This is a genomic window from Sphingomonas sp. NPDC079357 (assembly GCF_044901155.1).
Lineage (GTDB): Bacteria > Pseudomonadota > Alphaproteobacteria > Sphingomonadales > Sphingomonadaceae > Sphingomonas.
This window is the reverse complement of record NZ_JBJDOM010000002.1, coordinates 503,342-522,060: the sequence shown is the minus strand read 5'-3', so window position 1 is coordinate 522,060 and position 18,719 is coordinate 503,342. Positions and strand designations below refer to the sequence as shown.

General features: G+C 66.8%; 19 protein-coding genes. 10 read left to right on the top strand and 9 right to left on the bottom strand.

The window, feature by feature from the left end:
- The first annotated feature begins 5 nt into the window (after positions 1-5).
- A complete protein-coding gene (locus ACI2JO_RS11450; RefSeq protein ID WP_404720809.1) occupies positions 6-1,418 on the top strand; it encodes an MFS transporter in 1,413 nt (470 codons plus the stop codon).
- A gap of 4 nt (positions 1,419-1,422) precedes the next feature.
- On the opposite strand, the gene ACI2JO_RS11445 is transcribed toward ACI2JO_RS11450, so the two are convergent.
- The 5 genes from ACI2JO_RS11445 to radA form a co-directional block, all read right to left on the bottom strand.
- A complete protein-coding gene (locus ACI2JO_RS11445; RefSeq protein ID WP_404720808.1) occupies positions 1,423-1,755 on the bottom strand; it encodes a DUF423 domain-containing protein in 333 nt (110 codons plus the stop codon).
- Positions 1,752-3,515, bottom strand: a complete 1,764-nt coding sequence (locus ACI2JO_RS11440) for a cation:proton antiporter (protein WP_404720807.1) — start codon at positions 3,513-3,515, stop codon at positions 1,752-1,754. Before ACI2JO_RS11440 ends, ACI2JO_RS11445 begins: the two co-directional genes overlap by 4 nt.
- Positions 3,515-3,949 (bottom strand): iron-sulfur cluster assembly scaffold protein, encoded by a 435-nt coding sequence (locus tag ACI2JO_RS11435; protein ID WP_404720806.1) that lies wholly within the window; start codon positions 3,947-3,949, stop codon positions 3,515-3,517. Before ACI2JO_RS11435 ends, ACI2JO_RS11440 begins: the two co-directional genes overlap by 1 nt.
- Positions 3,946-4,500 carry a CvpA family protein gene (locus tag ACI2JO_RS11430; RefSeq protein ID WP_404720805.1) on the bottom strand — a complete coding sequence of 185 codons (555 nt, stop codon included), beginning with the start codon at positions 4,498-4,500 and terminating at the stop codon, positions 3,946-3,948. Before ACI2JO_RS11430 ends, ACI2JO_RS11435 begins: the two co-directional genes overlap by 4 nt.
- A 153-nt stretch (positions 4,501-4,653) precedes the next feature.
- Positions 4,654-6,021, bottom strand: a complete 1,368-nt coding sequence (gene radA / locus ACI2JO_RS11425; protein ID WP_404720804.1) for a DNA repair protein RadA — start codon at positions 6,019-6,021, stop codon at positions 4,654-4,656.
- Between the two features lie 158 nt (positions 6,022-6,179).
- Here radA and ACI2JO_RS11420 point away from each other — a divergent pair, with 158 nt between their 5' ends.
- A complete protein-coding gene (locus ACI2JO_RS11420; protein WP_404720803.1) occupies positions 6,180-6,842 on the top strand; it encodes a hypothetical protein in 663 nt (220 codons plus the stop codon).
- Between the two features lie 235 nt (positions 6,843-7,077).
- On the opposite strand, the gene alaS is transcribed toward ACI2JO_RS11420, so the two are convergent.
- Complete coding sequence (gene alaS, locus ACI2JO_RS11415; RefSeq protein WP_404720802.1) at positions 7,078-9,741, bottom strand: alanine--tRNA ligase; 2,664 nt, start codon at positions 9,739-9,741, stop codon at positions 7,078-7,080.
- Positions 9,742-9,870: 129 nt separating this feature from the next.
- Here alaS and ACI2JO_RS11410 point away from each other — a divergent pair, with 129 nt between their 5' ends.
- Positions 9,871-10,590, top strand: a complete 720-nt coding sequence (locus tag ACI2JO_RS11410) for a choice-of-anchor E domain-containing protein (RefSeq protein WP_404720801.1) — start codon at positions 9,871-9,873, stop codon at positions 10,588-10,590.
- A gap of 3 nt (positions 10,591-10,593) precedes the next feature.
- On the opposite strand, the gene ACI2JO_RS11405 is transcribed toward ACI2JO_RS11410, so the two are convergent.
- A complete protein-coding gene (locus tag ACI2JO_RS11405; RefSeq protein ID WP_404720800.1) occupies positions 10,594-11,850 on the bottom strand; it encodes a M24 family metallopeptidase in 1,257 nt (418 codons plus the stop codon).
- Between the two features lie 72 nt (positions 11,851-11,922).
- Here ACI2JO_RS11405 and ACI2JO_RS11400 point away from each other — a divergent pair, with 72 nt between their 5' ends.
- Positions 11,923-13,245: a dicarboxylate/amino acid:cation symporter gene (locus tag ACI2JO_RS11400; protein WP_404720799.1), complete on the top strand. Its 1,323-nt coding sequence runs from the start codon at positions 11,923-11,925 to the stop codon at positions 13,243-13,245.
- Positions 13,246-13,369: 124 nt separating this feature from the next.
- Here ACI2JO_RS11400 and ACI2JO_RS11395 read toward each other — a convergent pair whose 3' ends face one another.
- Entirely contained in the window at positions 13,370-14,878 is a 1,509-nt protein-coding gene (locus tag ACI2JO_RS11395) for a YifB family Mg chelatase-like AAA ATPase (protein WP_404720798.1), read from the bottom strand.
- 104 nt (positions 14,879-14,982) lie between these two features.
- Here ACI2JO_RS11395 and ACI2JO_RS11390 point away from each other — a divergent pair, with 104 nt between their 5' ends.
- The 6 genes from ACI2JO_RS11390 (at position 14,983) to yihA (ending at position 18,485) form a co-directional block, all read left to right on the top strand.
- Entirely contained in the window at positions 14,983-15,258 is a 276-nt protein-coding gene (locus tag ACI2JO_RS11390; protein WP_404720797.1) for a hypothetical protein, read from the top strand.
- Positions 15,259-15,345: 87 nt separating this feature from the next.
- On the top strand, positions 15,346-15,480 hold the full coding sequence (gene rpmH / locus ACI2JO_RS11385; protein WP_028056723.1) for a 50S ribosomal protein L34: 135 nt from the start codon (positions 15,346-15,348) through the stop codon (positions 15,478-15,480).
- A 47-nt stretch (positions 15,481-15,527) separates the two neighbouring features.
- Positions 15,528-15,881, top strand: a complete 354-nt coding sequence (gene rnpA, locus ACI2JO_RS11380) for a ribonuclease P protein component (protein ID WP_404720796.1) — start codon at positions 15,528-15,530, stop codon at positions 15,879-15,881.
- The gene (yidD, locus tag ACI2JO_RS11375; RefSeq protein ID WP_159757472.1) at positions 15,878-16,090 is read left to right on the top strand and encodes a membrane protein insertion efficiency factor YidD; all 213 of its coding nucleotides are present in this window, start codon (positions 15,878-15,880) and stop codon (positions 16,088-16,090) included. Before rnpA ends, yidD begins: the two co-directional genes overlap by 4 nt.
- A gap of 44 nt (positions 16,091-16,134) precedes the next feature.
- Complete coding sequence (gene yidC / locus ACI2JO_RS11370) at positions 16,135-17,838, top strand: membrane protein insertase YidC (protein ID WP_404720795.1); 1,704 nt, start codon at positions 16,135-16,137, stop codon at positions 17,836-17,838.
- A complete protein-coding gene (gene yihA, locus ACI2JO_RS11365; protein WP_404720794.1) occupies positions 17,835-18,485 on the top strand; it encodes a ribosome biogenesis GTP-binding protein YihA/YsxC in 651 nt (216 codons plus the stop codon). Before yidC ends, yihA begins: the two co-directional genes overlap by 4 nt.
- A 63-nt stretch (positions 18,486-18,548) precedes the next feature.
- On the opposite strand, the gene ACI2JO_RS11360 is transcribed toward yihA, so the two are convergent.
- Complete coding sequence (locus ACI2JO_RS11360; protein ID WP_404720793.1) at positions 18,549-18,716, bottom strand: hypothetical protein; 168 nt, start codon at positions 18,714-18,716, stop codon at positions 18,549-18,551.
- Positions 18,717-18,719: the final 3 nt, after the last annotated feature.

The following is an 18,719-nucleotide window of genomic DNA, read 5'->3' as shown; positions in this document are numbered from 1 at the left end:
CAACCATGAACGATCCGCGACCGGCCGACGACGGCCTTCCCCTTCCACGCCGCTATGCTGCAATCGCTGCGCTGTCATTCGGAACCGCGCTGGTCATCATTGATGGCGGCGTCGCCAATGTGGCGTTGCCAACGATCGCACGCGACCTGCATGTCGGTTCTTCGTCGGTCGTGGCGATCGTCACCGTGTACCAGTTAATGCTGGTCATGCTGATGTTGCCCTTTGCCGGGCTGGGCGACCGAATTGGCCTGAAGCGAATGTATCAGCTCGGCCAATTGGTGTTCACCGTAGCCACCTTGCTGTGCTTCTTCGCCAAGAGCCTGCCTTTCCTGCTCGTGGTGCGAGCGGTGCAGGCGGTCGGCGCAACGGGCGCATTGGCGGTGGCATCTGCACTCATCCGGCAAACCTACCCGGCGACCCAGCTCGGCCGCGGACTGGGGATCAACTCGGTGGTGGTCGCCTCGTCCGCAGCGGCGGCGCCGACGCTTGGCGGACTGGTGCTGTCCATCGCCCCATGGCCATGGGTCTTTGCCAGCGCAATCCCGTTCGCACTCGCTTCGCTGCTGCTAGGCCGCGCCTTACCTGACCCGGCGACGCGCGACAGCCCCTTCGATGTCACTGGTGCCGTGATGTGCGCGGCGATGTTCGGCCTTGTCATCGGCGGCGCTGAAAGCGCTGTACATGGCGACAGTCCGGTCGTCTCACTCGCAATCGTCGCGTCGGGCATCGCCATCGGCTGCTTCTATGTCAGGAGAGAGCGCGGTGCGGCACAGCCGATCCTGCCAGTGGATCTTCTTTCGCGACCCGTGATCGCCCTGTCGACGCTTGGCGGCTTTACTGCCTTCACCGCCTCGATGACGCTGTTACTGTCGACGCCCTTTCGGCTGACGCACAGCTACGGAATGACTGCCGCAGCGGTCGGCGCGGTCATAGCGCCGTGGCCGCTAACGAACATGATCGTGGCGCCGCTAATGGGTTGGCTGTCAGACCGTGTTCCGGCCGGATTGCTCGGGGGGATCGGCATGACGATCTCGACCGCCGCACTGCTTCTGCTCGCGTTCATGCCCCCGCATCCGTCGTGGTTCGATATCGCGTGGCGCATGTCGTTGTGCGGGGCAGGATTTGGCGCGTTCCTGCCGCCGAATGCCCGGCTCATCATCGGCTCGGCGCCGCGCGAGCGGGCAGCGGCTGCGGGCGGACTGGTCAGCACGGTTCGACTGGTCGGGCAGACAACTGGAGCCACGCTGGTCGCTGCGCTGCTTGCGCTCGACGTCGGCGCAGGCGCCACTCCCCCCCTGGTCGCGGCCGGACTGGCGGTGGTTGCGGGCGTGTGCAGCCTTGCACGGCTGCGGCCATCGATCCGCAACCCAGAAAATGGCGAGGTTGAAGAGGTTCAGCCCGCCGCGGCGGTCCGCTGACCCCTCAGCCGCGCATGCCGAGCCATGCGAGCCACAGCCACCCGACGATCAGCAAGGTGCCGCCAACCGGTGTCATCGCACCGAGCCAGCGTGGGAGGCCGAGCGCCATAAGATACAGGGTGCTGGCGAATATCGCGCCGCCGGCGACGAACAGCCATGCCGGCCCGCGCGCCTCAAGCCGTAGCGCGACCAACGCCGCGATGGCATGGACAAGCTGATAGTGCGCGCCAGTCTTCAACCACTCGACCGCCGCGCCGCTGGCACCATGCGCGCCAAAGGCTCCTGCCCCGACCGCGATCGCGCCCGACAGCGCCGCCAGCACGACGATCAGGTTCAAGACCGCTCTCCTCCACCCCATGGATGCTGTTCGGCGATCATCGCGCGGGCAGCCTGCGGATCGGACGCCTCGATCTGGATCCGGAGCCGCTCCTTATCGCTGGCGCGGTACACCTGCTCCGCGCGGTCGATCTCGCCTGGCCCGATGCCGAGACCATGCATCGCAAGCCGCGCCATCTTTACCGCTGATTCCAGCACCTCGCGTACCACCGCGCGCGCCGGACCATTTTTAAGCCTGATCAGCGCGCGTCGATCATAGGCGCGCACATAGAGCGCGGCATTGGGAAATGCCTCGTGCACCGCCTCAAGCTGGTCAAGCGACAGCTGGTCGCCATCCATGCAGAACAGGATCAGCTCGGCCTCCGCCGCGCCCGCCTGCCGCAACAGATCAAGTCGGGTGCCATCGCCGTAGTACACCTTGGAACCAAGCTCGCCTGCGATGTCGATCATCTCGATGTCGGTGTCGATCAGCGTCACGGGAATGTCCTGCGCCATCAGCATCTGGCCGACAGTCTGACCGAAGCGACCATAGCCGACGATGATCGCGTTCGCCCCATCCGCGCTTGGTCCGTCGCGATCTTCCTGCGCGGTGATCGGCTGTTCGCGGAAACGGCGTGTGAACATCATGAGGAACGGGGTGGTCGCCATGGACAGCGTGATGATCGCGCCGAACAGACTGGCTGCGTCAGGCGCGATCAGCAGCGCCTGTTGCGCCTGCGCGAGCAGAACGAACCCGAACTCGCCACCCTGACTCAGCAACAGCCCCAGCGCGAGCGCCTGTCGCCAGCCCATCCGAAACGCTAGCCCCAACAGGGTGATGATCGCCGCCTTGGTCGTGATCAACGCAGCGGCCATCGCGATCACGAACACCGGCCGCTCGGCAATTGCCTCCAGGTTCAGCATCATGCCGACCGCAAGGAAGAAAAGGCCCAGCAGGATCGCACGGAACGGCTCGACGTCGGTTTCCAGCTCATGCCGGTACGGACTGTCAGCCAGCATCACGCCCGCGACGAATGCGCCAAGCGCGGTCGACAGCCCGAGCCGCTCCATGACCGCCGCGGCGGCGATGACCGTAAAGAGCGCAGCGAACACGAACATCTCACGCTCGCCGAGGTGCCCGATGAGGCGAAATAGCGGGCGCAGAACAAATCGTCCGGCGGCGACCAATCCGACGATCGCCAGCACCGTATAGAGCCCGAGCACCCAGCCTTCCGGTCCGGTGGTCGCGGCCGGGTTACGACTCATCGCAGCGATGATCGTGATCATCGGGATGATCGACAGATCCTGGAACAACAGGATCGAGAAGGCACGCTCACCGAACGGGGTACGCAATCGCCCGGAGGATTGCAGCATCGGCAAGACCTGCGCGGTCGACGATAGCGCGAGCGGCATGCCAACCGCCAATGCGGCGGCGAGCGAGAAGCGCGCCGCCAGCGCAAGGATCGCAGCGAGCGCGATGCCGCAGGCCACGACCTGAATAAGCCCGAGCCCGAAAATGTCCTGCTTTAACCGCCACAATCGCTGCGGGCTCAGTTCGAGACCGACGATGAACAGAAGCAAGGTGATGCCGAGTTCTGCGAACCCGAGCTTCGCCTCGGCGTCACCGACCAGCCCCAGCAGATGCGGGCCGACCACCGCGCCGGCGACAAGAAAGCCCAGAGTGGCGCCGAGTCCAAGCCGCCGGAACAGCAGCACGAACAGCAAGCCCGCGCCCAAAAGGATCGTGCCGTCGCGTATCATCGAGAGGTCGGCGTGTTCCATCAGCCGTTCCTCAGGGCAAGCGCCTGTCTGGCGGCGTCGGCCGCGGCCTCGAAGGCGAGCCGGATAGAGGGATGTCGCGCGGTGAGCTTCAGCCCCGGTGTGAAGATGTCGAGGCCCGGCCATGCCGGCACCTCCCCCTCACCAGCCAGCCATTGCGTCAGCGAGTCGCGCGCAGCCGCCAACTCGTCGGCCGAGCGGCCGATGGCGTGGCGAGCCAGCAGCGTAGAGGAAGCTTGTCCGAGCAAGCAGGCACGCACCTGCGTACCCAGAGCGACCACACGCCCGTCCTCTCCCAAGCAAACGTCTATCGTGACGCGGCTACCGCAGATCGGCGAGCGGCGTTCGGCCGAGCCATGCGCATCAACAAGACGCTCGGGATACGGATTGCCGATCGCCAAAGCGCTGATATCGGGCGTGTAAAGGTTGAGGCTCATGATTGTCCGTCGTTCGAGCGGGAGGCTGCGCGCGGCGCGAACACCGGCTGTCCCTTGCGCCGGCGATCCACGAAATCAGCGATTGCGCCGCTTGTCGCCACCAACAACGGGAAGGTGCGCGCGTTCCTTACCCATACCGGTCGCCGCGTCGGCCCGCCTCCGGTGAGGTCGAGCATCAAAACGAGGAAAAGAAAGGCGAGGCTGGCGAGGATCAGGCCCTTGAGCGCGCCGAAACCGAAGCCGAGCGCGCGATCAATCGGCCCCAGCACCGATGTACGGGTTCGCGCTGAAATCGCGTTGATGATCAAGCGGCTGACCAGATACGTTCCGCCGGTCAGCAGCACGAACGCCAGCACCGCCGCACCCGATACGCTGGCGATCGAGCCGGCGAGCGCCTTCGACAGCGGGAGATGGAAGATCTTCAGCGCAAAGATCATGGCCACCCAGGCGAATAGCGCCAGCACCTCACCGACGAAGCCACGCCGCGCGCCGCCGAGCGCGGTCAGCGCGACGAGCACGAGAACGGCGATGTCGAGCGGCTCCAGGTTCATGCCCCCTCCTTATGGCGCGATCCCGCGATCGGCTAGGGCCGGATGTTGGCGAAGGTGGTGCCGAACGGCACCTGCGCGACGTTCACGCACGAGTGCGCATGTCGCGCCGGACCGCCAGCCTAGCCGTTGTTGGACGCTGTAGGACAGCGGCGTTCATCCGCGACCGAGCAGGTGATCCACAAAATGGCCCAGGGTGCGGAACGAAGACTGGCGCATTTCACTCCGCTCGACCGCGGCGGGAAGCAACGCACGTTCGAACCCCAGCTTCGCCGCCTCCTTCAGCCGCAACGGCGCGTGCGCCACCGGACGCAACTCGCCCGAGAGCGCAATCTCGCCAAAGGCAACCGCGTCGGCGGGGACCGGGCGTTCGCTGAGCCCGGATACCAGTGCGGCGGCCACCGCGAGGTCGGCCGCAGGGTCCTGAATGCGATAGCCGCCAGCGACGTTGAGATAGACTTCACAGGTCGAGAAGCTGAGCCCGCACCGCGCCTCAAGCACCGCCAGGATCATTGCCAGGCGCGCCGAGTCCCAGCCCACCACCGATCGCCGTGGCGTCGCGCCGCTTGCCACCCGCACGACCAAGGCCTGGATCTCGACCAGCACGGGCCGCGTCCCTTCCAGCGCCGGAAAGACTGTCGTGCCGGTCACTCCCTCATCGCGCTGGGTGAGGAACAGCGCGGACGGATTTGTTACCTCGACCAAACCGTCCCCGGCCATCGCAAAGACGCCGATCTCATCCGTGCCGCCGAAACGATTCTTGAGGCTGCGCAATATCCGATACTGATGGCTGCGCTCACCCTCGAAGCTCAGCACCGTATCGACCATATGTTCGAGCACGCGCGGTCCGGCGATTGTCCCGTCCTTGGTCACGTGCCCGACCAGCACGACCGCGGTACCGCGTTCCTTCGCAAAGCGGATCAATTCCTGCGCGGTGGCGCGCACCTGGCTGACGGTGCCCGGCGCGCCTTCGATCAGATCCGAGTGCATGGTCTGGATCGAGTCGATCACCAACAGGCGCGGCGGCGTACCATGCCCCAGGGTCGTCAGGATATCGCGCGTGGATGTTGCCGCCGCAAGCCGCACCGGCGCGTCGCCAAGCCCCAGCCGTTGCGCGCGCAGCCGCACCTGATCGGCCGCCTCTTCGCCGGAAACATAGGCGACGTCATGCCCCGCACGCGCCAGAGCGGCGGCGGCCTGAAGCAGCAAGGTCGACTTGCCGATCCCGGGATCGCCCCCGATCAACGTCGCCGACCCGGTTACCAGCCCACCACCTAAGGCGCGATCGAACTCGGCGATACCGAATGGCAGGCGCGCCGGCAGCTCGGACGCCGCATCGAGCGCGGTCATCGCGATCATGCGTCCACCGCCCTGCAGATTGTGCTTCGCCTGGAAGGGCGTGGCATTGAGCGGCGCTTCCTCGACCAGCGTGTTCCATTCCGAACAATCGGCACATTGCCCTTGCCAGCGATGACTGACCGAGCCGCACGATTGACAAACAAATCTCTTCTGAACCTTCGCCATTGTTTGCACCTAGCGCATCAGGAACGATCAGGGAACACGCGTCAGATGAACAAGACGTTCATCGCAGCGACAGGCGGGTTGTTACAGATTCGGAACCCTGTTCGGGAACAACCGTTTGCTCTCGACCAAGATTTTGCCAACGAGTAAAGGAGTTCCTCGTGAAGCATTTCGCCGTTATCGCCCTTGCCACTGCCGCGCTCATCCCGGGCGCCGCGCTTGCGCAAGCGGCCCCGGCCCAGGCACCAGCGGGTGCGCAGACCGCGCCGGCCGCTGGTGCAGCCGTCACGACGGGCGCGACCGTTTATGACACCTCCGGCGGTGTCGTCGGGACCGTCGAATCGACCGACGGCAGCAATGCCGTCGTAAATACCGGCACCGTGAAGGCGGCGATCCCGCTGACCTCGCTGGGCAAGGGCGCACAAGGCCCGGTGCTCGCAATGACGAAGGCACAGCTTGAGGCCGCCGCCGGTCAGCAGCAGGCGCAGGCGTCCGCCGAGTTCAAGTCGAAGCTCGTTCCGGGTGCCACCGTCTATGGCACCGGCGGCACGCAGTTGGGGACGATCAAGTCCGTCGACGCCAGTGGCGTGACGCTGACCACCGCCGACGGTGACGCGGTGCTGCCGGTTACCGGCTTCGGCCCGGGACCGCAGGGCATTCTGCTCGGAATGACGGCGGCGCAGCTCAAGGCGGCGATGTCGGCAGCGGCGCCGGCCGCCGGTGCAGGCGCGACGGCGGATACGTCGGCAGCGACGACCGATACTGCGGCAGCAGCGACGACCGAGACCGCGGCGCCGGCAAAGTCGAAGCGCAAGCCGCGCTGAGTTAGGAGGTGGCGGGGTTTCGGCTCCGCCACGTTCCCGGCGAAACGCCGTCCGTGCGGTCAGGCACGGACGGCGTTTTGTTTTTTTCGCCCGGTAGAAAAAAGGTCCGGCATGCCGGGTCAAGCCGGAGATAGCGGCTTCCGGGTGACGGTCACCTCAGCCTACCGTCGTTACTTCGCTAGGCTTGCAATGACGGTTAAGCGAGGCTCCGGATCACGTCCGCGGCGACGTCGCCTCAAGCGTTGACGGTGCGGCTTTCCAGCGCTGAGCGGATCGCGGCAATGGCGTCGGCGGCCTTGTCGCCGTCGGGACCACCGCCCTGCGCCATGTCCGGGCGACCGCCACCGCCCTGTCCGCCGAGAACCGCCACCGCCTGTCGCAACAGGTCGACCGCGCTGATCTCGCCGGCAAGATCGGCGGTGACGCCGACCGCCACCGAGGCGCGACCGTCGTTGACCGCAACCAGCGCAGCGACCCCCGAGCCGACGCGCGCCTTGGCATCGTCGACCGCGCCGCGCAGCCCCTTTGCCTCGAAGCCGTCCAGCACCTGGCCGACGAAGCCGACGCCGCCGACCGCCTCGGGCCCGGCCGCAGCGCCGCCGGTGCCGCCGCCGAGCGCCAGCGCCTTCTTCGCCTCGGCCAACTCCCGCTCGAGCCGGCGGCGATCCTCGACCAGCGCCGCGACGCGCGCGGGGACTTCGTCGGGTGACGCCTTGAGCGTCGCCGCCGCCTCGCGCAGCTTTTCGTCGCGCGCGTTGAGCCATTGCCGCGCCGCCTCGCCGGTCAGTGCCTCGACCCGGCGCACGCCCGATGAGACCGCACTCTCGCCAACGATCTTGAACACACCGATGTCGCCGAGCGCACGGACATGGGTGCCGCCGCACAATTCGATCGAATAGGTCTTCCCGTCGTCTTCACTGCCCATCGAGACGACCCGAACCTCGTCGCCATACTTCTCGCCGAACAGCGCCATTGCGCCCTCGGCGATCGCTTCGTCGGGAGTCATCAGCCGCGTATCGACACTGCCGTTGCGGCGGATTTGCGCGTTGACCGCGCGCTCGGCCTCGGCGAGTTCGTCGGCAGTCATCGCGCTGTTATGCGACACGTCGAAGCGTAGCCGCTCGGGCGCGACCAGCGAGCCCTTTTGCGCGACATGCGTGCCGATCTTCTGGCGCAGCGCCTCGTGCAACAGGTGGGTAGCCGAATGATTGGCGCGGATCGCCGCGCGGCGGGCGACGTCAATCGCCAGCTTGACGGTATCGCCGACCTTCAGCTCGCCCGCGGCGATCGTCGCGTGGTGGACGAACAATTTGCCAAGCTGCTTCGAGGTTTCGGCAACATCGGCGCGCAACCCATTGTCACTGCTGATGATCCCGGCATCGCCGACTTGCCCGCCGCTCTCGCCGTAGAACGGCGTCTGATTGACGATCACGTCGACGGTGTCGCCCACGCCGACATGGTCGACGCGGGTGCCATCCTTGGCCAGCGCTAGCACCACGCCTTCGCCGACGTCGCTGGTATAGCCGGTGAACTCGGTCGCGCCGACTTCCTCGACCAGATCGAACCACAGATCGTCCGACGCCTTCGCGCCCGAGCCTTTCCACGCGGCGCGGGCGGCGCGCTTCTGCTCGGCCATCGCGGCGTCGAAGCCGGCCCGATCGACCTTGAAGTCCTGCGCGCGCAGCGCGTCCTCGGTCAGGTCGTAGGGGAAGCCATAGGTGTCGTAGAGACGGAAGGCGGTGTCGCCAGACAGCGTGTCGCCGGGCTTCATCCCCGTCGTGGCGTCGTCGAGCAGGCGCAGGCCCTTGTCGAGCGTCTGGCGGAAGCGCGTTTCCTCCTGTCGCAGCGTCGCCTCGATCAGCGGCTGTGCACGGATCAGCTCCGGATAGGCGACGCCCATCTCAGCGACGAGCGCGGGGACCAGCCGGTGCATGAGCGGCTCCTTGGCGCCGAGCAGATGCGCGTGGCGCATCGCGCGGCGCATGATCCGGCGCAGGACATAGCCGCGCCCCTCGTTGGCGGGCAGCACGCCGTCGGCGACGAGGAAGCCGGCGCAGCGCAGGTGATCGGCGATCACGCGGTGGCTCGCCTGATTGTCGCCGGTGGTCGCGGTGTGCGTCAGCGCACCGGAGGCGGCGATCAGCGCCTTGAACGTGTCGGTGTCGTAATTGTCGGTGACGCCCTGCAACACCGCCGCGACACGCTCCAGCCCCATGCCGGTGTCGATCGAAGGGCGCGGCAGATCGCCGACGATCGCATCGGCCTCCTGCACATGCTGCATAAACACGAGGTTCCAGATCTCGACGAAGCGGTCGCCGTCCTCGTCGGGGCTGCCCGGCGGGCCACCGGGGATATGCTCGCCGTGATCGTAGAAGATCTCCGAGCACGGACCGCACGGCCCGTCAGAGCCCATCGCCCAGAAATTGTCCTTCGTCGCGATGCGGATGATGCGGTGCTCGGGAAGCCCGGCGATCTTCCTCCACAGCTCGAACGCTTGATCGTCGGTGTGGAAGACGGTCGCGGTCAGCTTGTCGGCCGGCAGCCCCCATTCCTTGGTCAGCAACGTCCAGGCGTGGGTGATCGCCTGTTCCTTGAAGTAATCGCCGAAGCTGAAATTGCCCAGCATCTCGAAGAAGGTGTGGTGACGCGCGGTGTACCCGACATTGTCGAGATCGTTGTGCTTGCCGCCGGCCCGGACACATTTCTGCGACGAGGTCGCGGTGCGGTACGGCCGCGTCTCCAGCCCGGTGAAGACGTTCTTGAACGGCACCATACCGGCGTTGACGAACATCAGCGTCGGATCGTTCTGCGGCACCAGCGGTGCGGAAGGCACGATCTGGTGCCCGGCCGAGCCAAAATAGTCGAGGAACGAGCGGCGAATGTCGTTGGTAGCGGTCATGAGGCCCGACTTAATCCGCGAACGCGGCGCTGCCTAGAGGCTCGGTGCCGCTCACGACTCGGCGCAACGGCTGTTGTCTGAATTAACCATGTATGCAAAGCCGAAGAGCAAGGATTCGGGGGAAGATAAATGAGGGGTTTGCTGGTTTTGGCCGCGATCATCGCGGCCTCGATGGCGCATGTCGCGTCGGCTGCCGTCATCGTTCAGACCGACAGCGAGCAGAACGCGCTGTCGGGCTTCAATGGCTTCGATACGCAATTGGGTGCACTGAACAAGGTAACGCTGACCGTCGACCTGTCCAAGTCCCGTGGCTGGGTGGTGTCGGCGCCGGCCGGGAGCGCGACGACCGCCAACGTGGCGTGGACAATCGATGGCTCGTGGCAGTTGCGGTCGGACAATGTCGCGCTCGGCACCCCCCTTGTCGCGCTGGCTGGAGCGGGCACGACCATGGTGCCGCTGAACCGGCGAAATGGTCCCAACAATTTCGGCTTCTTCGAGGTCGTCGCGCGTGGTTCGGCGACCTTCGCGTTCGATCCGGCGCAGTTCCTCAATCGCGGCGTGACCTTCAACGGCTATGACTACGGACAAACCGTGGCCTCCGGCGACACATCGTTCAGCGGCGTTCCGCTTGGCGGGGCGATCAATCAGCTGCAGGGCGGATGCATCGTTCGGGACGGCAACCCGATCACACCGGGCGAGGATTTCTGCGGCAGCGCAAACTACACGCTGACCTACGATTACACGCCCGCGGTCCCGGAGCCGGGGACGTGGGCGCTGATGATTGCGGGTTTCGCGACCACCGGCGCGGCGCTGCGTCGTCGACGGCGGCAAATGCCCGCGGCGGCCTGACGGTCAGACCGGCTGGTCGAGCGAGGCCGGCGGGGTGCTGAACCACGCCGGGCCGTTCGGCGTCATGTGGAAGCAATCCTCCAGCCGGATGCCGAACTTGCCGGGCAGATAGATGCCCGGCTCGTCCGAGAAGCACATGCCGGCGGCGAGCGACGTCGTCTCGCCGTGGACGAGGTTGACCGGCTCGTGCCCGTCCATGCCGATGCCGTGCCCGGTGCGGTGCGACAGGCCGGGCAACCGGTAGCCGGGGCCGTAGCCGAGCGAGGCGTAGAAGCGTCGAACCGCGTCGTCCACTTCGCCCGCCGCCACGCCCAGCCGTGCCGATTCGAACGCGAGCCGCTGGCCGTTCGCCACGTCCTGCCATACCTTGCGCTGCTCGGCGGTCGCGCGCCCGTGAACCCAGGTCCGCGACACGTCGGACTGGTAGCCCTGCACCGTGCAGCCGCAATCCATGAGCACGGCCTGTCCGTCGGCAACGCGGATCACCTCGCGGCTGCCGTGCGGCAGCGCGGACGCCGGGCCGACCAAGGCGACCGCAAACTCGGGATCACCGCCCAATTTGCGCGTCGCGGCGTTCATCAACGCGCCGATCTGCGCACCGGTCATCCCGGCTTCGACACGAGGATAGGTCCAGCGATAGGCCGCGATCGTCACATCGGTGGCGAGTTGCATCAGCGCGATCTCGGCGGGTGTCTTGATCATCCGGCAACCGCGCACGACCGGATTGGCGCTGACCAGCTTCGAGGCGGGAAGCGCCCGCGCCAGCCCGTCGAAGGCGAAGAAACGGGCGCTTTCCTCGATACCGACTGTCCGGCCCGCCAGCTTGCGGTCGCGCAGGAAGCCGGCGACGACCTTCAGCGGATCTTCGTCCTCCTGCCACACGCGAACCTCCGCCGGGACCGCAAGCGTCTGGCGCACCGAGGGTTCCTCGAAGAACGGCGTGACGATGCAGGGTGTACCCTCGACCGGAAGTACCGCCGCGGTCAGCCGCTCGCTACGGCCCCAGCGAACGCCCGTGAAATAGATCAGGCTTGCGCCCGGCTCGATCAGCACCGCGCCGATCCCGTTTGCCCGCATCAATGCCTGCGCCCGCGCCAGCCGGGCCTGACGTTCCGCCAGCCCGATCGGCACCGCACCGCCGGTCATGTCGGACAGGCCGGCGAGATCGGGTTCGGCCGCACGGACCACAGTGGTGGCAAGCAACGCGGCACCGCCGCCAAGCAGGGCGCGACGCGTCGGGCGGAAGGATACGGAGAACATGGTTGCGAACGATACGGTGCTTGACCGCGCGACCGCAATCCCCTTCCCTATACGCGCATACGGGAGCGTTGAATGGCCAAGCGGCTGACCCTTTATATTCTCGGCGGGCTGGTGCTCGGGTTGATCGTCGGGCTGGTGCTCAACACGTGGCTCGACGACGGCAGCCCGGCCGCACAGGCGCGGCTGACCGAGATCGCGGGATATTTCTCGATCCTGACCAGCATCTTCCTGCGCCTCATCAAGATGATCATCGCGCCGCTCGTCTTCGCGACGTTGGTGTCGGGGATCGCGCAGATGGGCGACACCGCCGCGCTCGGCCGGATCGGCGCGCGCAGTCTTGCGTGGTTCATTACCGCCAGCCTGTTGTCGCTGACGCTCGGGCTGGTGATGGTCAACCTGCTCCAGCCGGGCGTCGGGATCGGGCTGGCGCTGCCGCCGGCCGGACAGTCGAGCGGGCTGGAAACCGCTGCGTTCAACCTCAAGGATTTCTTCACGCACATCGTGCCCGCCTCGATGGTCGATGCGATGGCAAAGAACGAGATTTTGCAGATCGTCGTCATGTCAGTGTTCGTCGGCGTCGCGATCACCGCCGTCGGTGAGAAGGCGCAGCCGCTGGTCAAGGCGATCGACGCGCTGGTGCATGTGATGCTGCAGGTCACCGATTACGTGATGCGCGTTGCCCCGGTTGCGGTGTTCGCGGCGGTGGCGGGGACGCTGACCGAGCGTGGACCCGCCGTGATCGGGCAGCTCGCGTACTTCATGGGCAGCTTCTACCTGACGTTGCTGGTGCTGTGGGCGGTGCTGCTCGGTATAGGATTCCTGTTCATCGGAACGCGGATCCGCGAACTGATCCGCTATGTGCGCGAGCCGTTGCTGGTGGCGTTCTCGACCGCGTCGTCGGAGGCGGCGTATCCGCGGATGCTGGAGGCGCTCGACCGGTTTGGGGTGCCGCCACGGATCGCCAGCTTCGTGCTGCCGCTCGGCTATTCCTTCAACCTCGACGGGTCGATGATCTACATGACGTTCGCGTCGATCTTCATCGCGCAGGCTTACGGCATCGACATGTCGGTGGGGCAGATGGTGACGATGCTGCTGGTGCTGATGGTGACGTCGAAGGGGATCGCGGGCGTGCCGCGCGCGAGCCTGGTGGTGATTGCGGCGACCTTGCCGATGTTTAAGCTTCCCGAGGCCGGGCTGCTGCTGGTGCTGGCGATTGACCACTTCCTCGACATGGGGCGCACCGCGACCAACGTGATCGGCAATGCGGTGGCAAGCGCGGTTATCGCGAAATGGGAAGGAGGGCTCGACCCGCGCGAATCTCCGGTGGTCGCGGGGGCGGCTGCGCCTTCGGGGCAGGGGCCGGCGCGTGAGGTTGAGAGTTTCCGGGAGGTTTGAGGGACCCCCCCTGGCCCAGCCATATCGTCAGTTCCGCGCAGGCGGAAATCCAGAACCTCAAGCGATTGCGCCTCTATCGACGGACCTTCGCGGCTGAATTCCCGCCCTCGCGGGCATGACGAAATCAATTGCGCGGTGGCTGACGGCGGTAGCTCAATGCTTCGGCGACGTGCATGCGACCGATCGTCTCCGCACCCGCAAGATCGGCGATCGTCCTTGCGACCCTGAGGATGCGGGTATAGCCGCGCGCCGAGAGTTTCATCGCCACCGCCGCCTGTGCCAGCAGCTCGCGGCCGGCGGCGTCAGGTGAGGCGAAGCGTGCGAGGCTCTCGCCATCGAGTTCGGCGTTCGTCCGCATCCCGATGTCCGCCAGTCGCGCCGTCTGGATCACCCGCGCCGCCGCTACACGCGCGGCGACCTCCGCCGAGCCTTCGGCGGGTGGCGGCAAGGTGAGGTCAACCGCGCTGACGGCAGCGACCTCGACGTGCAGGTCGATCCGGTCGAGCAGCGGGCCGGAGACCTTCGCCTGATAGTCCGCCGCGCATTTCGGCGCGCGGGCACAGGCCAGCGACGCATCGCCAAGGTGCCCGCAGCGGCACGGGTTCATCGCCGCGATCAACTGCACGCGTGCCGGATAGGTGACGTGCGCGTTGGCGCGCGCGACGCTGACGGTACCGCTCTCCAACGGCTGGCGGAGCGAATCGAGCACCGCACGCTGGAACTCGGGCAGCTCGTCGAGGAACAGCACGCCGTGATGCGCGAGGCTGACCTCACCGGGCTTTACCTTCAACCCGCCGCCGGTAAGCGCCGCCATGCTCGCGGAATGATGCGGCGCGCGAAACGGACGCGTGCGGGTCAGCGTGCCGCCGGGCAAGGTGCCAGCCACGGACTGGACCATCGACACTTCAAGCGCCTCGGCAGGGTCGAGCGGCGGGAGAATGCCGGGCAGGCATGCCGCCATCAGCGACTTCCCCGCGCCCGGCGGCCCGACGAACAGCAGATTGTGCGCCCCCGCCGCCGCGATCTCCAGCGCGCGCTTCGCGACTTCCTGGCCCTTCACCTGGCGCAGGTCGGGGCCGGAGCGCATCTCTTCCACGTCACCGGGCTTCGGCAAGGCAAGCAGACCGTGACCTTTCAGATGGTTGAGAAGCGCGAGCAGGTCGGGGGCGGCGATCACCTCGGTGCTGCCGCTCCACGCCGCCTCGCTACCCTGCGCGTCGGGGCAGATCAGCCCCCTGCCCGTCCCGGCGGCGTGGAGCGCGGCGAGCAGCACGCCGGGCGAGGGCGCGAGCCGCCCGTCGAGCCCCAGTTCGCCGACGACCACATACTCCGCCAGCCCCTCGGCATCGACCACACCCATCGCGGCGAGCAGCCCCAGCGCGATCGGCAGGTCGAAGTGCGATCCTTCCTTGGGCAGATCGGCCGGGGACAGGTTCACGGCGATCCGCTTGGGCGGGAGCGACAGTCCCATCGCCGCGATCGCGCCGCGCACCCGCTCGCGGCTTTCACCGACCGCCTTGTCCGCCAGCCCGACAACGTTGAACGCCGGCAAGCCGGGGATCAGCTGCACCTGCACCTCGACGCTACGCGCCTCCAGCCCCAGATAGGCTACCGTCGATACAATCGCGACCATGCTTCCCCGTTCCCGTAACCGTCCGTCTCAAAGCGGCCTTGCGGCGGGACAGAATGATCCCATGGTGCCTTGCAACTGCAACACACCTGCGCCACATGCCAGCCATGACCCGCCGCCATCCGGCCCTGCGATATGCGCAATTGCTGCTCGGCGGGTTGTTGCTGTTACTCGCTGCGGTGATCGCGCCCCTGCCCGGCCCCGGCGGGGTCTTCCCGATGGCGGCGGGGCTGGTGCTGATCCTGCGCAATTCGCCGCGCAGCCGGCTGTGGTTCGCACGCGCCAAACGGCGCTGGCCGCGAATCGGCGGGATGGTCGATGTTGCGCTCCGGCGGCGCAGCGCCCTGCGGCGGCGCGCGCGCGATCGTGCCGCGACGCGTTGACTTTGGCGGCAGCCTCCCCTAACGGCGTCCTTCTTTCGGGCCGTCCGCTTGGGCGGCCCTTCGACATTCGATTTCGGGACATGAACGATGAAGCGGACCTTTCAGCCGAGCAATCTGGTGCGCGCCCGCCGTCACGGCTTCCGCGCGCGGATGGCCACGGTCGGCGGCCGGGCGGTGATCCGGGCGCGTCGCGCGCGCGGTCGCAAGAAGCTGTCGGCGTAAGCACGACGGATACCCGCCTGCCCGCGGCTTTGGTCGCGGTCGGGCGGATGACCAGACGGCCGGACTATCTGGCCGCGAACGCCGGGCGTCGGGTGCCGATGCCCGGCTTCGTGCTTCTGGTGCACCCGCGCGACGATGGTGACACGGCGATGCGGATCGGCATCACGGTCACCAAGAAGGTCGGCAACGCGGTGGTGCGCAACCGCATCAAGCGGCGCTTCCGGGCGCTCTCGCGCGAGATCCTGCCCGAACATGGCTGGCCCGGCGCCGATCACGTGCTGATCGGGCGCGAGGCGGCGCTCACCTCCGATTATGCGGACCTGCGCGGGCATCTGGCCAAGGCGCTGGTGAAGAGCCGCAGCGTTGCGCCGGGTGGCAACCGGTCGCGGCCGAAACGGTGATCGCGCGCGCGCTGATTCTGCTCGCACGCGGCTGGCAGCTGGGGCCGTCGGTCCTGCTGCCGCCGTCGTGCCGGTTCCAGCCGTCATGTTCAGCCTATGCAATCGAGGCGCTTCGCCGCTATGGCGCGGGCAAAGGTAGTTGGCTGGCAATACGCCGGATTGCGCGGTGTCATCCCTGGGGCGGGCACGGCCATGATCCGGTGCCATAAGGCTCGGGCATGATCCGGTGCCATAAGGAAAGCGTGGGACGCTGGTGAAGGACGAGAGCAAGAACTTCGTGCTGTTCGCGGTGATCGCGGCGCTGATCCTGTTCGGATGGCCGCTGATCCAGAGCCGCGTCTTCCCGACGGCGAACCCGCCCGCGACCAAGATGGTCGACGGCAAGAACAAGCCGCTGCCCAACCCCGCCGCGGACCCGACCGCCGATTCGCCCGCCGCGATCCGCGACCGCAGCGTCGTGCTGGCGGAAAGCCCGCGCGTGCGGATCGATACACCCGCGCTGAAGGGCTCGATCAATCTGAAGGGCGCGCGGATCGATGATCTGGTGCTGACCCGCTATAAGGAATCGATCGCCAAGGACTCGCCGCCGATCCGGCTCTTCTCGCCGGCCGGAACGACCGACGCCTATTTCGCGGGCTTCGGATGGCGCGCCGACGGGCTGACCCCGCCGGCCGCCGACACGGTCTGGACCGCCTCCGCGCCGGTGTTGACCCCGGGCAAGCCGGTGACGCTGACCGCCAGCAACCCGCAGGGGCAGCGGTTCACGATCGAGATCGCGATCGACAACGACTATCTGTTCACCGTCAGGCAGACCGTTGCCAATGGCGGCGGTGCGGCGGTGCCGGTCGCGGCGTACGGCCTCGTCAGCCGCGTCGGCGTGTCGAAGGATCCGGACAGCTGGACGATCCACACCGGACCGATGTCGGTCAACAACGGTGCGGCGCATTACAATCCGAACTTCAAGGACGTCGACAAGGAGCCGACGCGCTTCACGACGACCGGCGGCTGGCTCGGCTTCACCGACAAATACTGGCTGGCCGCGCTCGTCCCCGATCAAGGCCGTGCATTCGACGGGCAGTTCCGCGCCGGGGCGAACAACGCCTATCAGGCGGACTTCACGACCGCGCCGCAGATGTTGCCGCCGGGCCGCCAGCTGACGCAGACCGCCAAGCTGTTCGCGGGCGCGAAGGAAGTGAAGCTGCTCGACCGCTACACCGACACCGGGGCGGTGACGAAGCTCGACTATGCAATCGACTGGGGCTGGTTCCGGCTCGTCGAGAAGCCGATCTTCTATTATCTCGACTGGCTGTTCCAGCTGATCGGCAATTTCGGCGTCGCGATCATCATCCTGACGCTGACGATCCGCCTGCTCGTCTTCCCGATCGCGCAGCGCCAGTTCGCGAGCATGGCGGCGATGCGCGCGCTCCAGCCCAAGATGAAGGCGATCCAGGAACGCTACAAGGACGACAAGCAGCGTCAGCAGCAGGAGACGATGGCGCTGTACAAGGCGGAGAAGGTCAATCCTCTCGCTGGCTGCCTGCCGTCGCTGATCCAGATCCCGATCTTCTATGCGCTCTACAAGGCGTTGATGCTGACGATCGAAATGCGTCATCAGCCGTTCGCGCTGTGGATCAAGGACCTTTCGGCGCCCGATCCCGCGACGATCCTCAACCTGTTCGGCTATATTCCGATCACCCTGCCGCACTTCCTTGCGATCGGCGTGGTGCCGGTGCTGCTGGGCATTTCGATGTTCTTCCAGTTCCGCCTCAACCCGACCCAGATGGACCCGGCGCAGCAGCAGGTGTTCGCGATCCTGCCGTGGGTGCTGATGTTCGTGATGGCGCCTTTCGCGGTCGGGCTGCAGATCTACTGGATCACCACCAACTGCATCTCGATCATGCAGCAGAAGTGGCTTTACAGCCGCCATCCGCAGCTAAAGGCGGCGCCCGTCAAATGAGCGACATCAATCCCCGGTTCGACGAGGATGGAATCGAGGCGGCGCGCAAGCGGTTCGCCGGGCCGATCGAGTTCCTGAAGTCTGCGCCTGCGCTCGACTTCCTGCCTGCGGATGAGGTGCCGGAGGTGGCGTTTGCGGGGCGTTCGAACGTCGGCAAGTCGTCGCTGCTCAACGCGCTGACCGGGCGCAAGGCGCTGGCGCGCACCTCGGTGACGCCGGGGCGGACGCAGGAGCTGAACTTCTTCGACGTCGGCGAGCCACTGGCATTCCGACTGGTAGACATGCCCGGTTATGGCTTTGCGAAAGCGCCGAAGGACATCGTCAAGAAGTGGCGGTTCCTGGTGAACGATTACCTGCGCGGACGGCAGGTCCTGAAGCGTGCGCTGGTGCTGATCGACAGCCGCCACGGCATCAAGGACGTCGATCGCGAGATCCTCGAAATGCTCGACCGCGCCGCGGTCAGCTACCGGCTGGTGATGACCAAGGCCGACAAGGTGAAGGCGAGCGACCTCGCGGTCACCGTTGCCGCGACCGAGGCCGAGGCGCGCAAGCGGGCGGCGGCGCACCCCGAGATCATCGTCACCTCCAGTGAAGGCGGGATGGGAATCGCCGAGTTGCGGGCAGCGGTGGTAGAGGCGATCGGCTGAGCTTTACGCTGTTCGGTCACCTGCAAGCGGCACCCGGATCAGGTCCGGGGCGACGGATCAAGCTTACCAGATCGTGGCGCGGCGCGCGCCGCGCGCGGCTTCGATTTGCCTGCGGAGCACTTCCGAACGGCTGGGGGCCGGCGCATCGGCAGTGAATACGAAGGTCGGCGCATGGACGAACGCTGGGGTCGAAGCGCCCAGCGCGGCGTCGGTCGGGGGGAAGCTGGCCATGGC

Excerpts from the sequence above, each read along its gene's own strand:
- ACI2JO_RS11450 (WP_404720809.1), top strand. The coding sequence starts at position 6 with ATGAACGATCCGCGACCGGCCGACGACGGCCTTCCCCTTCCACGCCGC.
- ACI2JO_RS11440 (WP_404720807.1), bottom strand. The coding sequence starts at position 3,515 with ATGGAACACGCCGACCTCTCGATGATACGCGACGGCACGATCCTTTTG.
- ACI2JO_RS11435 (WP_404720806.1), bottom strand. The coding sequence starts at position 3,949 with ATGAGCCTCAACCTTTACACGCCCGATATCAGCGCTTTGGCGATCGGC.
- ACI2JO_RS11430 (WP_404720805.1), bottom strand. The coding sequence starts at position 4,500 with ATGAACCTGGAGCCGCTCGACATCGCCGTTCTCGTGCTCGTCGCGCTG.
- radA (WP_404720804.1), bottom strand. The coding sequence starts at position 6,021 with ATGGCGAAGGTTCAGAAGAGATTTGTTTGTCAATCGTGCGGCTCGGTC.
- alaS (WP_404720802.1), bottom strand. The coding sequence starts at position 9,741 with ATGACCGCTACCAACGACATTCGCCGCTCGTTCCTCGACTATTTTGGC.
- ACI2JO_RS11410 (WP_404720801.1), top strand. The coding sequence starts at position 9,871 with ATGAGGGGTTTGCTGGTTTTGGCCGCGATCATCGCGGCCTCGATGGCG.
- ACI2JO_RS11405 (WP_404720800.1), bottom strand. The coding sequence starts at position 11,850 with ATGTTCTCCGTATCCTTCCGCCCGACGCGTCGCGCCCTGCTTGGCGGC.
- ACI2JO_RS11400 (WP_404720799.1), top strand. The coding sequence starts at position 11,923 with ATGGCCAAGCGGCTGACCCTTTATATTCTCGGCGGGCTGGTGCTCGGG.
- ACI2JO_RS11395 (WP_404720798.1), bottom strand. The coding sequence starts at position 14,878 with ATGGTCGCGATTGTATCGACGGTAGCCTATCTGGGGCTGGAGGCGCGT.
- ACI2JO_RS11390 (WP_404720797.1), top strand. The coding sequence starts at position 14,983 with ATGACCCGCCGCCATCCGGCCCTGCGATATGCGCAATTGCTGCTCGGC.
- rpmH (WP_028056723.1), top strand. The coding sequence starts at position 15,346 with ATGAAGCGGACCTTTCAGCCGAGCAATCTGGTGCGCGCCCGCCGTCAC.
- rnpA (WP_404720796.1), top strand. The coding sequence starts at position 15,528 with ATGACCAGACGGCCGGACTATCTGGCCGCGAACGCCGGGCGTCGGGTG.
- yihA (WP_404720794.1), top strand. The coding sequence starts at position 17,835 with ATGAGCGACATCAATCCCCGGTTCGACGAGGATGGAATCGAGGCGGCG.
- ACI2JO_RS11360 (WP_404720793.1), bottom strand. The coding sequence starts at position 18,716 with ATGGCCAGCTTCCCCCCGACCGACGCCGCGCTGGGCGCTTCGACCCCA.